The sequence below is a fragment of the Listeria sp. PSOL-1 genome (assembly GCF_902806445.1).
Taxonomy (GTDB): domain Bacteria; phylum Bacillota; class Bacilli; order Lactobacillales; family Listeriaceae; genus Listeria.
This window is the reverse complement of the sequence record NZ_LR760298.1, coordinates 1930795-1946415: the sequence shown is the minus strand read 5'-3', so window position 1 is coordinate 1946415 and position 15621 is coordinate 1930795. Positions and strand designations below refer to the sequence as shown.

The window sequence follows — 15621 nt, the reverse complement described above, 5'->3', positions numbered from 1 at the left end:
CGTTCCTTTATGTTAGATGACAAGTGTAATTAAACGATTGCCTTCTTTAATATTTTTTTCATCGACAACAAGTATGTCCAAATATTTTTCTGTGTTGGTTACAACAACGGGTGTTGTAATATCATATCCGGCTGCCTGAATTGCCGGAATATCAAATTCAGATAAAAGCTGACCTTGTTCAATCTTATCTCCTTGTTTAACATGAGCAGTAAAGTATTGACCTTCAAGTTGCACAGTATCCATTCCAATATGAATCAACACTTCTGCGCCGTCGTTCGTTGTGATTCCAATAGCATGTCCTGTAGGGAACATCGTTGTTACTGTTCCTGATGCTGGAGCAAATATTTTTCCTTCTGTTGGTAAAATGGCAATGCCTTTTCCTAATGCTTCAGATGAAAATGCCTCATCCTTTACATCGCCAAGCGCTTTAACGATACCTGTAACAGGACTAACAAGGGTTTCACGTTCGATCAGTGTTTCGCCTTCTTGAATAATTGGTTTTTCACTAGATGCGTTTACTGGGTCCTTAAATCCAAATAAATAAGCAAGGATAAAACTTAGGACGAAACTTACTACGATCCCTACCATAACTGCCCAGAAAGCAGTTCCAATTGGTTCACCTTTTCCAATGAAACTTGGGATTCCAAAGATTCCAAGGCCTCCGATAATATAACTTTTTGAACCTGCAACACCAATGATTGCTCCACCAACTGCTCCACCAATGCAGCTAATGATGAAAGGTTTTTTCAAAGGTAAAGTAACACCATAAATTGCTGGTTCTGTTACGCCGAAAATACCGGAAATGAATGCTGGTACACTAATGGATTTGAGTTGTTGGTTTTTAGATTTAATTAATACGGCAAGCACTGCTCCAATTTGCGCAAAAGATGCTCCGAATGTCATGGCTAAAATTGGGTCACCTCCAACCGTTGCGATGTTATTAATGGCAATTGGAAGAAGTCCCCAATGGAGTCCAAAAATAACAAACACCTGCCAAAAACCACCAAGAAGTAAACCTGCAATAATTGGGCTAAGATTATAAACCCAAAGCGTGCCTGCGCCAAGTAAATGTCCCGCCCAAGTTGCAATTGGTCCGATAACTAAAAACGTAATTGGTACGACAATCAGTAATGTAAAGAATGGTACTAAGAAAGTTTTGACAACATCAGGAATCATTTTCTTCAGAATTTTCTCAACTTTAGAACCAAACCATGTAGCTACAATAATTGGAATAACAGAAGAAGCGTAGCTCATTAGAATAACTGGAATCCCAAGGAATGTGATATGGATAGGTGACTCAAAAACCGTTCCGGAAAACAATACATAGAGTGGTTTTCCAGCCATAATTCCGGCTAATGTCGGATAAACAAGTGAGGCCCCTATCGCCATTCCGATAAAAATATTTCCTCCAAATTTTTTCATCGCGGTATAGCCTAGGAAAATTGGGAAAAAGTAAAACAGACAATCTCCTATCGCAGCCAGCAATTGATAGGTTCCAGATGTTTCTGTCAACCAATGGAAGGCAAGGCACATTGCGGCAAAACCTTTAATCATACCTGTTGCAGCAAGAACGCCAAGAACTGGTGTAAAGACGCCGGAAATCATATCAATAAAGCGATTAAAAATGTTTCCTCCTCCACCTTCTCCCTCATTGCTTCCTTCAGCGCTAATGCCACCCACTTCAAGCACTGCTTTGTAAACATCGGGAACGTTATTACCAATGACTACTTGGTACTGTCCACCACTTTGTAGGACAGAGATAACGCCATCTAATGACTTAATTTTTTCTGTATTCGCAATACTCTCATTTTTAAGTTTAAATCTTAGACGTGTAATACAATGAAACACACTATTAATATTTTCTGTTCCCCCGATATTATCGAGAATCTCCCTGGCTAACTGCTCGTATTTCATAGATAGCCAACTCCCTTCTTAAATTAAAATTAATTTTATCAAAAAGAAAAACCTAAACTCATTTAAGGGACATGTAAAAAACATATCCTTTAAATCAGTTTAGGTTTTGCCCAATAAATTGGTAACAATCCTTTATGATGAGTTAAATATAACATAATCAGAAAGCGTTTGCAATGCTTTTTATTAAAAAATTTTTTAATAGATAAAATTTGGGGCATATGAGCATGCCCCAAAATTCTAATCTTATTAATTAATCGGTGCGCCACCTGTAACCCCATAAACTTGGCCGGTAGTATAGCTTGACTCATCTGAAGCCAACAATACATAAGCACTTGCTAATTCTGCTGGTTGGCCTGCACGTTGTAAAGGCTGATTTTGTCCAAATTTAGGAATGGATTCTTGCGGTTGACCACCACTAATTTGTAGTGGCGTCCAGATTGGTCCTGGAGCAACAGCATTCACACGGATACCATGGCTACCTAGTTGAGCAGCTAAGCTTTTCGTTAAAGAGATGTTGCAGCTTTTTGTCATAGCATAATCGACTAAATGGGCACTTGGTTTCACGCCTTGAATAGAAGATGTTAAAATGATACTGCTTCCTTCTTTTAAATAATTAAGCGCTTCTTGAATAGCATGAACTTGAGAGAAAACATTGACTTCAAAAGTATCACGTAGTTGTTTAGAATCTAATTTTTGAATATCATATTGATACTGTTGAATCCCAGCATTCAATACGAGAACATCGAGTCCGCCTAATTGGCTAGCTGCTTCTTTTACCATTTCTTGTGCAAAAGTAGCTTCACGTAAATCACCAGGCAATAAGACAATTTTTTGCCCGATTTTTTCAATAGCAGCTTTCACATCTTGGGCATCACTTTCTTCTTCTGGATGATAATTAATAGCGACATCAGCGCCTTCTTTTGCATAGGCAATAGCGGCAGCACGTCCAATTCCTGAATCACCACCAGTTATCAAAGCTTTCTTACCAGTTAATTTGTTAGACCCTTGATACGTTTCTTCACCTGTATCAGGTACAGGTGACATTTTGCTTTGAATGCCTGGATATTCTTGCGGTTGCTTTTCAAAGTCTCCGCTATAAAATTTCTTACTCATAAAAATACGGCCTCCTATTTTTCTGATTACAATGAATGTTTACCCCAAAATTTTATTTTTAAAAGTTAAGATATGCATTTTTTCGTTTTTCTTTAATTTTAGGTTGATTTGAAATAATCGACAAGTTTGTTCAAAAAAGAGTTTTGGATATCCTATTTCGAGCACGACAAATAAAGCGAAAGCGTTCGCGATTGAAGAAATCTGACAAATTTTTTCAACCGTGAGCGCTTGTCGCTGATTTATTTCGTTTATGGACCTGATTTTTCTTTAATCTAGCTCGATACCATTTGTTTCGATAACTTTTTTATACCAGTAAAAAGATTTTTTTCTTGAGCGTTTTAAAGTGCCATGTCCTTCATTATCACGATCAACATAAATGAAACCATAGCGTTTTTTCATTTCACCGGTTCCGGCGCTAACGAGGTCGATACAACCCCATGGTGTATAACCAAGTAATTCCACGCCGTCTTCCATGGCTTCACCCATTTCGCGAATATGATCGCGTAAATAATCAATGCGGTAATCATCATTAATTGAACCATCAGCTTCTACCTGATCCACGGCTCCAAGGCCATTTTCAACAATAAATAAAGGTTTTTGATAACGATCGTAAATAGCATTCATTGTAATGCGAAGGCCAAGTGGATCAATTTGCCAGCCCCACTCACTTGCTTTTAAATAAGGGTTTTTCAATGTTGAAAACACATTACCTTCTGTTCCCCTATTTACATCGGGATCTGCGCTTATAAGTCGAGAAGAATAGTAGCTAAAGGCAACATAATCTACTGTGTGTTTCTGCAAAATCGCTTTATCCTCGGCTTCCATTTCTAATTGAATATTTTTTTCTTTAAACAAACGTGCACTATAGCTTGGATAATAACCGCGTGCTTGGACATCTACAAAGAAATAGCCTTCGCGATCGGCTTCCATTGCTTTCCATACATCATTTGGATTGCAGCTATACGCGTAAGTACTACCAGCTGCTAGCATACAACCAACCATATTATCAGGATTGATTTCATGGGCTAATTTAGTAGCATATGCTGAAGCAACGAGTTGATGATGAATAGCTTGATATTTATCTCGTTCTGGATTTTTTGACTTCGTTACATCCATTCCTCCGCCAAACATTGGAATGTGTAAAATCATATTAATTTCGTTAAATGTCATCCAGTATTTTACTTGATCTTTATAACGCTTAAAAATAACATCGCAAAAATTTAAATAGAAATCAATAGTTTTACGGCTTAACCAGCCATTATATTTTTTCATTAAGCCAACTGGTGTATCAAAGTGATTAATCGTTACAACTGGTTCAATACCATACTTGTGACACTCAGCGAAAACGGCGTCATAGAACTCAAGACCCTTTTCATTTGGACTTGTTTCGTCACCTTCCGGAAAAATACGTGGCCAGCTAATGGAAAGGCGGAAACACTTAAATCCCATTTCAGCAAGAAGCTTGATATCTTCTTTATAACGATGATAAAAATCAATCGATTCATGACTTGGATAATAATCATATGTCGTTGCAAGTGTTTTTTCGGGATTGAAAAGTGCTTCCCATCTTCCTCCACTTGCAGCAGGTAAAAGATCAACAAGCGAAAGCCCTTTTCCATCTTCTAAATACGCTCCCTCACATTGGTTTGCCGCTACTGCTCCTCCCCATAAAAAATTTTCTGGAAATTTAAAATTTACTTTTGACATTGTTTTTTCTCCTCCCTATCTTTCTATAAAAACACTATACAGTATGTAATGGATTACAGAGCAAGCCTTTTATTGTAAATTTTCTTGAATATATTATAAAATGAATTAAATTAAAAACTATGCTGAAGGAGAGAAAAACAAGTGGAAAAAATGACATTTTTTTTAAATTTACTTGAAAAAGCCCAAGTGATCTATCTTTCAACAAGTAAAAATAATAAAGTCTCCGTGCGACCTGTAAGCCCGATTAATCACAACTTCACTATTTTTATCCGTACTTCTGAACTTTCTGCTAAAGTTGACCAAATCAAAAATAACCCGCATGTTGCAGGTGTATGTGATGATTTTCAATTTGAAGGTACGGCTAAAATCATCGGCAAAGTGGATTCTACTGAAAATCGGATGTTAAAAAAAGAATATAAAACAAAATATCCTGATGCGTTCAGCACAGAAGATCGATTTTTAACGGATGAAGATATTTTTATTGAAATCGACATTTCGCTTCTAAAAGTTTGGAAACCAGATGCTGAGGGGAAACTAGAATTTATTGAAGTGCAGTTTTAGCTAGCTTTTTATTCTATCGGTTCCTTTTCTTCTGCTGCTAATCTATAAAATCAAATGGGCTTTTAATTACAAGACTTTGACATTATGCGATTCAACTCTCTTTTTTAAGAAAATACGGTTTTAAAAATAGTAAGCGCTCGCGATGAAAGAAGTGGCCAGAAACGAAAGTCTGGCTGACCTCTTCCATCACGAGCGCTTTATTTATATCCTAGTAAACTCACTTAATATCATGTATTTCGGATCATATAGTCAAAAGCACCTAATGCAGCAGTTGCGCCGGAACCCATTGAAATAATAATTTGTTTATACGCACTATCCGTACAATCTCCTGCTGCAAAAACACCTGGAAGATTGGTTGCGCCGCGTTTATCTACTACAATTTCGCCCATTTTGGTTTGTTCTAATGTCTCTTCAAGCCATTCGGTGTTTGGCTTTAGTCCAATTAAAATAAATACGCCTTGAACGTCTATGTGCGTTTCTTCGTTTGTAGTGCGGTCAATATAAGCAATACCTTCTACTTTGCTTTTACCAGTAATTTCTTTTGTCTGTACATTTTTTAGGACGGTAACATTTGGTAGAGAATAGAGTCTTTCCTGCAATACTTGGTCAGCTTTTAATTCTGACATAAATTCGAGTACTGTAACGTGTTTGACAATACCTGCAAGATCGATTGCTGCTTCAATGCCTGAGTTTCCTCCACCAACAACAGCTACATTTTTCCCTTCAAAAAGTGGGCCATCACAATGTGGGCAGTAAGCTACACCTTTATTTTTAAATTCTTGCTCGCCTGGTACACCGATGTTACGCCACCTTGCACCTGTTGCAATGATTGCCGTCTTACTTTGCAAAACCGCACCATTTTCTAACGTTAATTCAACAAGTTCTTTTTTTTCAAGTTTAGCAGCACGTGCTGTTTTCATGATATCAACGTTATATTCATTAATGTGTTCCTCGACAGCATTCATTAGTTGTGGCCCTTCGATGTATTTTGTTCCAATAACATTTTCAATACCTAATGTTTCCAGAACCTGTCCACCAAATGTTTCAGCAACGATGCCTGTTCTTATACCTTTTCGTGCAGCATAAATAGCAGCACTGGAACCAGCTGGACCGCCACCAATAACAAGCACATCAAATGGCTCTTTTTCTTCAAATTCAGAAAGATTTGCCTCACCAGCGATCTTTTCAACGATTTGTTCGATTGTCATACGTCCATTTCCAAAAGTGTTGCCATTTAAGAAAACAGTAGGAACAGCCAAGATATCCTTTGCTTCTACTTCCGCCTTAAACATGCCGCCTTCAATCATTGTATGTGAAATATTTGGGTTTAAAATGCTCATGATATTAAGCGCTTGAACAACATCTGGACAGTTATGACAAGTTAAGCTAACATAACTTTCAAAATGGTAGGGTTGATTAATTTTTTTAATGCGCTGAATGATTTTTTCATCGACTTTTGGTGCACGTCCGCTTGCTTGAAGTAAGGCAAGAACAAGTGACGTAAATTCATGCCCAAGCGGGATACCTGCAAAAACAATCCCTGTCTCCTCATTTTCACGATCCACAGCAAAGCTCGGTATCTTTTCTAATAATGTATTCTCTACAGTGATTTTCGGTGACATTTCAGCAATTTCTTGGACAAATGAAAGTAGTTTTTGCGATGCTTCATCTTTTTCAACGCTTACTTTTAAGACGATATTATTTTCTAGTAGCTCTAGGTATTGGGCTAATTGGTTTTTAATTTCTGTATCTAACATTTCTATCTCAGCCCCTTAAATTTTACCTACTAAGTCTAAGCTAGGTTTTAGTGTTTCAGCGCCTTCTTTCCATTTTGCTGGACAAACTTCGCCAGGATTACTACGTACATATTGAGCAGCTTTGATTTTATCAACTAATATGCTTGCATCACGGCCAATTCCATCTGCATTGATTTCAACTGTTTGAACAACACCGTCTGGATCAATGATAAACGTACCACGATTTGCAATGCCTTCTTCTTCATTTAAAACGTCAAAAGCACGAGAAATAACATGTGCTGGATCCCCAACCATAATGTATTCAATTTTTCCGATTGCTTCAGAAGAATCATGCCAAGCTTTATGTGTAAAGTGAGTATCAGTAGAAACAGAATAAACTTCTACACCTAGGTCTTGCAACGTTTTATATTGATCTTGTAAGTCTTCTAATTCTGTTGGACAAACGAATGTAAAATCAGCTGGATAAAAGCAAACGATGCTCCATTTTCCTTTGAAGTTTTCAGAAGAGACGTCAACAAACTCTCCTTTGTGATAAGCTTTGGCTGTGAATTCTTCAACTTCTTTTCCAATTAATGACATTTAAAATTCCTCCTTGGTTTTTATGTATTTATCAGTTCTTACACTTAAAATTATCAATCTTTTATTCAAAAATGTCAATAGGTTAATTATAGTATTTACTAATTTATAATAACTATAAGTAAAAAGATTTATTGATTTTACGCCATTTTCTTTTCTACTATTATCATTTACCTTATTTTTTTCTCATTCATTAAGAGCTGATTTTTACGCTTGACACAACAAATTAAGCGACGGCTACTCGCTACAGGCTTTGACAGAAATATACTTGTCAAAACCTGCGGATGCGAGTGCTTGTCGCTGATTTGTTTTATTTACATTAAATGATTCATATGACCAATTTCCATGACCCAATAAGATCCAAGTACGACAACAATGGCAATAAATGCTGAGAAAAGAATATGACCTGCTTGAATGCGTCCATTCCTTCCTTCAGTCATGTGCATAAACATAAGTAGTTGCAACGCTGCTTGAATAAAAGCAAAGATGAAAATAGTGACCACTTTAATGCTATAATCCAACGAGGAGTATAGCGCTACCCAAACTGCCATTAACGTTAAAATGATAGAAAGAGCAAAACCAATGATATGTTTCCAAGGAATGACTGAGCCATGCGCTTGATTTGTATTTTTATTTTCTGCCATCTTAATTCACCATCCCTAATAGGTAAACACCTGTGAAGATGAAAATCCAAACAACATCGAGAAAATGCCAATATAAGCTCGAGATGAATATTTTAGACGCTACACGAGGCGTAAGGCCGCGCATTTTTATTTGAATTAAGATAAATGTCATCCAAAATAAACCAATTGTTACGTGTGCTCCGTGCGTCCCGAGTAAGACAAAGAAAGCGGACCAATAAGAGCCTACCTGCATTGTTACGCCTTCCATCACATAATGCGTAAATTCATAAATCTCACAACCAATAAAGCCTGCGCCAAAAAGCAATGTAATCATTGAATAAATAACAAATGCTCTTATATTTCCTTTACGCATTTCGCCAATAGCAAGTCCACAAGTAAAACTACTTGTTAATAAGGAAAATGTCATGATCAAAACAAGAGGTAACTCAAACATCTCACTTGGTGGATGTCCTGCGTCTGATCCTGCTTTAGCCATTACAAAATAAGTCGCAAAAAGAGTCGCAAATAAGGCAATTTCAGCACCAATGAAAGTCCAGAAGCCTAAAATATTTAAACGGCCTTGTTCTGATTGATATTCTAATGGAAGGTCAGTGTTTGTTTTTAAAGGCTCCATGGGTTGCCCTCCTTTATACCAGTTTGATGTTCACGCTCGATATGTTCTTCCGTTCGCTTAATTTCATCGACTCCAATATGATAGCCTTCATCTTTTTGGAAAGATCGATAAATCATACAACCAAGCATTCCAAGCCCACCGATGATACCAATTGGATACCAATAAAATACCAAACCAAAAGCAGCGATAAATAAAAACACTGACATAATAAAGCCTAATAAAGTATTACTTGGCATGTGAATCGGTTTGTAATCTTTATTATCTTCATAGCTTTTTCCAGATTGTTTTAGTTTCCAAAAATCATCAAGATCATTCCATTTAGGTAAAACGGCAAAGTTATATTTTGGCGGGACAGCTGAGCTTGTTGCCCATTCAAGTGTGCGTCCATCCCATGGATCCCCAGTTACTTCGCGTTTTGAATGTTTAAAGCTATAATAGATATTCCAACATAGAATTAAGAAAGCAAGTCCCATCAAGAAAGCTCCGATTGATGAAATAAAGTTAAGTGTTGTCCAGCCATCACCTTGTACGTAAGTGTAAAGGCGACGCGGCATACCATCAAGCCCTAAGAAATATTGTGGGAAGAAACATAAATTAAATCCTATTACAAAAATCCAGAAGAACCATTTACCAATTTTTTCATTAAGTCGATAGCCGACTATTTTTGGATACCAATAAATTAAACCGGCAAAACAAGAGAACACCGTACCAGCAATTAACACATAGTGGAAATGCGCCACAAGGAAATATGTATTATGATACTGATAATCAGCTGCTGCCATCGCAAGCATAACACCTGTAACCCCGCCAATAACAAAATTTGGAATAAAGGCAAGCGACCAAAGCATCGGCGTTGTAAGCTTAATTTGTCCCCGATACATTGTAAACAGCCAGTTAAAGATTTTAATTCCAGTAGGGATCGCAATCATCATTGTCGTAATGGAGAAGAAAGAATTAACAAGTGCACCGGAACCCATTGTAAAGAAATGATGGACCCAAACTAAGAAGCTAAGAAGTGATATGACAACAACGGCTGCAACCATTGCTGGATAACCGAACAATTTTTTCCGGGCAAATGTCGAAATAACTTCCGAAAAAATCCCAAAAGCTGGCAAAATAACGATATATACTTCCGGGTGCCCCCAAATCCAGAAAAGATTGGCCCACATCATTGGAAGTCCTCCATTTGCAAGCGTAAAGAATGCTGTTCCAAACAAGCGATCAAATGACATTAAGGCGAGCGCTATTGTCAACACTGGAAAGGCAAAGAGAATAATGAGACAAGTAATAAGAGAAGTCCAAGTAAACATTGGCATTTTCATTAATGTCATGCCTTTCGTACGCATTCGCATAATCGTCACAAAGAAATTAATTCCTGTCATAAGCGTCCCAATACCTGCAACTTGAAGCCCAAGTAAATAAAAATTGATGCCATAGCCTGCGCTAAATTCCTCTGCAAGTGGCGCATAGTTTGTCCAACCAGCATCTGGTGAACCGCCGATAACAAACGAAAGATTAAATAACATCGCTCCCATAAAAAATGTCCAAAAGCTAAGGTTATTTAGAAATGGAAATGCAACATCGCGCGCTCCAATTTGAAGTGGCACAGCAATATTCATTAATCCAATAATAAACGGCATAGCCATGAATAAAACCATAACAGTTCCGTGCGTTGAAAACACTTCATTGTAATGTTGAGAACTTAAAAACTTCATTCCTGGTAAAGCTAGTTGCGTTCGTATCATAAGTGCATCAACGCCGCCGCGGAAAAACATCAATACTGCTGCTAGTAAATACATAATCCCAATACGTTTATGATCTACTGTTGAAATCCACTCTGTAAAAAGCCATTTCCATTTTTTTGTCCAAGTAAGTAAGACGACAATCCCGATACTTACAAGCGCAATTGACACTTGCGCACCTAAAATTAGAGGATCGCCAGTGACAATAAATTCATTTAGTTTCATATTTTGTATCCCCCTTTTTTATTTACCTGCGTCATCTGTTTCTTTTTTATTAAACTCATTGGTTTGAACATCATCTTCCATCTTCTTCATCTCATGATCATAGTGTTCATTTTTATGATACTTTTCACCGTTTTTGATGATCGTTGGTTTCATGTTATGACGTTTAAATTGCGGGTTGGTTACCGTAATTGGGCGAGGAGGCAACATTGGTTTTTCAGAAAGCTTAACCTTCACATTAGGATTATGCGGGTTGGTTAGCTTATAACCATAACGTTTGTAAGCGTAAAAAGCATATTCTGGGTCTGCTGCTGGATCAACAAATGCTAAATGTGTTCCTGAATATGTTTTTTTATTAGAGCTTCCTGGAATAATAAGACGATCGTAAACATCTTGTGTTATTACTGGTGAAGTAGCATTCGCATTTTTTGCCCATTTTTGAAATTCTTTTTCAGGTTCAGCAATAACATCAAAGCGTTGTTCAGAGAAGCCTTCCCCATTAAAATTAGCGTTTCGTCCCTTATAAACGCCTGGTTCATCAGCTTGTAAAAATAAGTTCATTGCCATCCCGCTCATAGCATATTTTTGTCCACCAAGTTGTGGTACCCAAAAACTCGTCATTGTATCGACAGAAGACAGTTTAAACTGTACTGGACGATCAGTTGGAATATGTACAAAGTTTACCGTTTCAATCCCTTCATTAGGATAGCTAAAAATCCATTTCCAGTTTGCGCTTGTTGCATAAATAATAACTGGATTTTTGTGGGTAGTTACTTTTGGAGCTTCTTCACCTGCATAGATGGTTTTTACAGTTGGTATCGCTAGAGCAATAACGATGACAACTGGAATTAGCGTCCATAAAATTTCTAATTTTTTACTGCCGTGCATGTCTGGTTCATAATTATCCATATTTTTACGCTCGCGGTAGCGAATTAATATAATCGTGAACAAAACAAAGATTGTCAAAACAATAATCAACATAAAAACAATGGAATACATGATTAAATAGCTTTGATCTTTTGCCACTGGCCCCTTTGGATTAAGCACAGTTAAATCACCGCACCCACTAAGCAATCCAACAAACATTACAAAAGCTGTTAACAATAATGATTTAAATCGCTTTGTCACCCGAATCCCCTCTTTTCTGTTAGATTTTCATGTATATTTCTTATACAAAATACCCTTCATTTATTAAATAAGCGCTTTCTCAAAAGCTTATTTAATATAAATCTGTCCACATCATTATACATTATAGCGGATTTTTTTCTTTTTTTCAAAAAGCTGACATATGATTTTTTCACATACTATTAGTGGATACCCTAATTTCGTTGCGTTAATCTTTTTCTAAGTAAGTTCAGATGAATAGGGGCCTTTAAAAACTTCATTTATACCAAAAGTTAAAGCGCTCCATTTAAATACAGTAAAATGAATAAGCGCCCCCCATTGATGAATTTTGTCAGAAGTTCCACAATGATGTCTTAGGGTGTTTTTTACCCAATCGTGTAATGAGAATAAGGAAGTCTGTCAAAGTTCACAAATGTGAGCGCTTATTATTAATTTATCTCGTTAGTATATGCCTGCTTGTTAATGGTTTCTAGGATCGAATTATTTTACAATCGTTGTTACTTGATCAGTATATTGATTATTAATTGGGTTAAGTCTTTCAACACTTATTGTTGTTCCTGCTGCATGTACCCCAATTACTTTACTATAGTTTCCATCGTCATTAGCATACACTACATTAACTGGTACGCCGTTAACTAAAATTCTAACTTTGGCATTGGCTGGTGCTGTTCCTGTAACCGTTGTATCTGTCGCTGTCATTTCATTGATTGTTAATGTTCTATCAGCTGCTTTTACAACTGTTGTTACCGGATTAGTATAGCCACCCTCACTTGAAGAGCTTTGTATTTGAACACCTACTACGGCTCCCACTGCTTGTTTACCAATAACTTTGCTATAATTTCCATGTTCATCAGCATACACTATATTGACGGGCGTACCATTAATTAGGATTCGTACTTTTGCGTTAGCTGGTGCTGTTCCCGTTACGGTGTTATCATTTTTTGTCATTGGGTTAATTGTTACAGTTTGATCTACTGGTGCTTGTGCTACCGTTACAGTTGTTGGTGAAGAAGTATTGTTATCTTTATCTGTCAAAGTAACAACAATTTTCTTTCCTCCAGCTTGTGCTGGGATAGTCACTGAGAAAGTTCCATCTTCGCCAACTGTCCCTGTTTTCACACTACCATCTTCAAGTTTAACTTTTACTGTAGCGCCTTTTTCTCCGCTACCTGTGACTACTGTATCTGTTTCTTTAACTGTGTTCACTCTTGGAGCGTTTGGAGCTGTTTTATCTGCTACTGTTACTGTCTTTGTTGTTTCTTTATTTTTGTTTGCAGCAACCACTTTGACTTCTGTCCCTGCTGCTAATTTACCAGTTGGAATTGAATATTTGCCATCGTCTGCTACTGTACCTGTTATTGTTTTTCCATCAATGATTGCTTTGATTGTAGAACCAGGTGTTGTTGTTCCAGTAATGGTCGTTTTGTTATCTGCTGCTTCATCGACAGTTAAGTCTGGCGCTTTTAAATTTGTTCCAGCAATACGATTATAATTATTTGTTTGGAAAAGTGTTTTAAAGTTATCGTTTGCAGAAATATTTGTACTTGATGCATAACCAGCAATCTTAGAAGACGCTGTCAAATTAGTCCAAGCATAAGTTGGGTCATTTGTTATGTTTGATTTGTTCCAAACACCTAAAGTTTGATTTGCAAAGCTTAATGTTGAAGTTCCTTCAGAATAGAAAACATGTGCAGTTGATTTTGGTGCTCGAACATCATAATCGGCAACATCATTTAATCTAAAGTTTCCATATTTTAAATAAATTGCATAATCTGAAGCTCTTGAAGCTTTTACATTAAATGTTGCATTTGGATTTACAAAAACATTTTTAGCATAAAGTTGTGCTGAAGCGTAAGCCTCATTTGTTGTCGCTAATTTTACTTCTGCATTACTTGCTACGTTAAAGTCACCGTTTACTACATAGACTCCATTTCTACTATTAAAATTAACTTTAGCTCCATCATGAATATTGATTTCACTATTATCAACAGCAGCATAAGCAGCGTACTCATCAGTAGTAAAGTTTACTTCTGCATTATCCATGATGTCAAACTTGCCAAGACCTACTAGATAAATTGGTGCTAGTTTACTTAAGACATTCACTTTAGATCCAGATTTGAAAATAACATTCCCACTAGATGCTAATTGAATACCACGAGTTTCGCTACTTTTAATATCAAAAATAGCATTTTGTCCCACATTTACTCGAGAACCAGCGCCAGCCATATAAATTCCTGTATTTCTGCTACTCATTTTAACTTTTGCATTTTTTTGAATATCTACCTTGCTGTTTGCGCCTATTGTATAAATAGGATGAGAGCCATTATTAAATTCAACATCAGATCCTTCTTCAAAAACAACAGAAGCTTTCCCGTAAGAAGTAATACCTGTTCCTGATGGAGTCGCTAATTTTACTTTAGAATCTTTCTTAAAATTAACGTTACGAACTTCCATGTTTTCTTGACCTTTTTGACTTGTAAGGTTTGTTGTTCCTGAGATGTTTACTGTACCATTTGTGTTGAAGATAGCTTGTGGACCGTTGTAAGTGACATTATTAAGATTAATTGTAAAACCTTCAACCGTTGAATATACGATACCATACCAAGCATAATCACCATCGACATTATCTGCTATAATTTTAACATTATTAAAAGTAACAACTGTATTTATAGAACTATGAAGACCATTAATCGTTGACTTATGTTGATTAATTGTATAGCCATTCCCGTTAACAACTACAGAATGCGTAGCATAAATATCTGTATAGGATGCAGTCGTAGGAAATTCAATATTTGCAGTTAAATTAATTTCACTAACATCTGTATCGTGCATTGCTGCTTTAAATTCCGCATAATTTCCAACGTTAACTACATCTCCGCTTTTTGGTTTTACTGCTTTGGTTTGCGAAGTATTTTTAGTAGCTAAGTTAGTTTTATCAGCAGCTAGAGCAGAAGTTGGTAAGAAGCTTACTACTTGGCTACCAACTGTAAGTACACTAACCCCAATAATTAAACCTTTTTGTAAAGTTTTTTTTCTTAGATTCTTTCCTGTTGTCATAATTCTTTCCTCCTAAAAATCTTTTCACCTGTCATATCAACTTTGATGGCTTTACGCTGTTTTTACCTTAGTTTTTTGATCACCTCCTTACTTGAGAGAATGTCGTTTGTACAAAAAACAGAATATTTATTCTTTTTATATACTTACACAGCTATCATTAAAGTAAAAGCTGGATTTGAAGCAATAAACTTAGGCCTTTGAACTATTTTATAAATTTATTATCAATCGGTATAAGACTACCAAAAGCTGTAAAAGAGAATAGTTTTGGAAAAATTCAAAAATATCTCTTTTTAAAATATTTAATTTAAAAGTTTATCATCTAATTCATATTAAAAAGTAAAAATGGATTTTTTGAGTATAGTGAAAAATGTTATGATTTTAAGCTATCGGTTTTTCTATGTAAATTTTTTTAGATTAAAAAACTACGTTTCGATAATTTATTTTTCAAATAATGGATAACAAATTTACTATAACAAGAAGTTTTATTAATTTCCAGATCAATCAAAGCAATAAAATAAAATTTTTCTAATTTGTCATATTTTTATCATATTTATGAGTTCAAGCTAATAAGCGTTGCAAATCAAGGGATA

General features: G+C 36.2%; 11 protein-coding genes. 1 reads left to right on the top strand and 10 read right to left on the bottom strand.

The annotated features are described in order from the left end of the window. Positions 1 to 12: 12 nt before the first annotated feature. The 3 genes from G6Q10_RS09330 to G6Q10_RS09320 form a co-directional block, all read right to left on the bottom strand. A complete protein-coding gene (locus G6Q10_RS09330) occupies positions 13 to 1914 on the bottom strand; it encodes a beta-glucoside-specific PTS transporter subunit IIABC (RefSeq protein ID WP_163655389.1) in 1902 nt (633 codons plus the stop codon). 246 nt (positions 1915 to 2160) lie between these two features. Further along, positions 2161 to 3027 carry an SDR family oxidoreductase gene (locus G6Q10_RS09325; protein WP_163655387.1) on the bottom strand — a complete coding sequence of 289 codons (867 nt, stop codon included), beginning with the start codon at positions 3025 to 3027 and terminating at the stop codon, positions 2161 to 2163. 267 nt (positions 3028 to 3294) lie between these two features. Next, a complete protein-coding gene (locus tag G6Q10_RS09320; RefSeq protein WP_163655385.1) occupies positions 3295 to 4734 on the bottom strand; it encodes a 6-phospho-beta-glucosidase in 1440 nt (479 codons plus the stop codon). Positions 4735 to 4884: 150 nt separating this feature from the next. Between G6Q10_RS09320 and G6Q10_RS09315 the strand changes: the two genes are divergently transcribed. After that, complete coding sequence (locus G6Q10_RS09315; protein WP_232057834.1) at positions 4885 to 5295, top strand: pyridoxamine 5'-phosphate oxidase family protein; 411 nt, start codon at positions 4885 to 4887, stop codon at positions 5293 to 5295. 227 nt (positions 5296 to 5522) lie between these two features. On the opposite strand, the gene ahpF is transcribed toward G6Q10_RS09315, so the two are convergent. From ahpF to G6Q10_RS09280, 7 genes are all read right to left on the bottom strand, one after another. Further along, on the bottom strand, positions 5523 to 7052 hold the full coding sequence (gene ahpF, locus G6Q10_RS09310; protein WP_163655381.1) for an alkyl hydroperoxide reductase subunit F: 1530 nt from the start codon (positions 7050 to 7052) through the stop codon (positions 5523 to 5525). 15 nt (positions 7053 to 7067) lie between these two features. Beyond that, positions 7068 to 7631, bottom strand: coding sequence for an alkyl hydroperoxide reductase subunit C (gene ahpC / locus G6Q10_RS09305; protein ID WP_163655379.1), 564 nt, complete (start codon positions 7629 to 7631; stop codon positions 7068 to 7070). A gap of 311 nt (positions 7632 to 7942) precedes the next feature. Beyond that, on the bottom strand, positions 7943 to 8272 hold the full coding sequence (qoxD, locus tag G6Q10_RS09300) for a cytochrome aa3 quinol oxidase subunit IV (RefSeq protein ID WP_163655377.1): 330 nt from the start codon (positions 8270 to 8272) through the stop codon (positions 7943 to 7945). A gap of 1 nt (position 8273) precedes the next feature. After that, positions 8274 to 8885 carry a cytochrome aa3 quinol oxidase subunit III gene (qoxC, locus tag G6Q10_RS09295; protein ID WP_163655375.1) on the bottom strand — a complete coding sequence of 204 codons (612 nt, stop codon included), beginning with the start codon at positions 8883 to 8885 and terminating at the stop codon, positions 8274 to 8276. Next, a complete protein-coding gene (gene qoxB, locus G6Q10_RS09290; RefSeq protein WP_163655373.1) occupies positions 8873 to 10852 on the bottom strand; it encodes a cytochrome aa3 quinol oxidase subunit I in 1980 nt (659 codons plus the stop codon). Before qoxB ends, qoxC begins: the two co-directional genes overlap by 13 nt. A gap of 18 nt (positions 10853 to 10870) precedes the next feature. Next, on the bottom strand, positions 10871 to 11977 hold the full coding sequence (gene qoxA, locus G6Q10_RS09285; RefSeq protein ID WP_163655371.1) for a cytochrome aa3 quinol oxidase subunit II: 1107 nt from the start codon (positions 11975 to 11977) through the stop codon (positions 10871 to 10873). 477 nt (positions 11978 to 12454) lie between these two features. After that, a complete protein-coding gene (locus tag G6Q10_RS09280; RefSeq protein WP_163655369.1) occupies positions 12455 to 15031 on the bottom strand; it encodes an Ig-like domain-containing protein in 2577 nt (858 codons plus the stop codon). Positions 15032 to 15621 lie beyond the last annotated feature (590 nt).

What these genes read in the sequence shown, in the direction of transcription:
- G6Q10_RS09320 (WP_163655385.1), bottom strand. Translation starts at nt 4,734, where the DNA reads ATGTCAAAAGTAAATTTTAAATTTCCAGAAAATTTTTTATGGGGAGGA.
- G6Q10_RS09325 (WP_163655387.1), bottom strand. Translation starts at nt 3,027, where the DNA reads ATGAGTAAGAAATTTTATAGCGGAGACTTTGAAAAGCAACCGCAAGAA.
- ahpF (WP_163655381.1), bottom strand. Translation starts at nt 7,052, where the DNA reads ATGTTAGATACAGAAATTAAAAACCAATTAGCCCAATACCTAGAGCTA.
- G6Q10_RS09330 (WP_163655389.1), bottom strand. Translation starts at nt 1,914, where the DNA reads ATGAAATACGAGCAGTTAGCCAGGGAGATTCTCGATAATATCGGGGGA.
- G6Q10_RS09280 (WP_163655369.1), bottom strand. Translation starts at nt 15,031, where the DNA reads ATGACAACAGGAAAGAATCTAAGAAAAAAAACTTTACAAAAAGGTTTA.
- ahpC (WP_163655379.1), bottom strand. Translation starts at nt 7,631, where the DNA reads ATGTCATTAATTGGAAAAGAAGTTGAAGAATTCACAGCCAAAGCTTAT.
- qoxD (WP_163655377.1), bottom strand. Translation starts at nt 8,272, where the DNA reads ATGGCAGAAAATAAAAATACAAATCAAGCGCATGGCTCAGTCATTCCT.
- qoxC (WP_163655375.1), bottom strand. Translation starts at nt 8,885, where the DNA reads ATGGAGCCTTTAAAAACAAACACTGACCTTCCATTAGAATATCAATCA.
- qoxB (WP_163655373.1), bottom strand. Translation starts at nt 10,852, where the DNA reads ATGAAACTAAATGAATTTATTGTCACTGGCGATCCTCTAATTTTAGGT.
- G6Q10_RS09315 (WP_232057834.1), top strand. Translation starts at nt 4,885, where the DNA reads ATGACATTTTTTTTAAATTTACTTGAAAAAGCCCAAGTGATCTATCTT.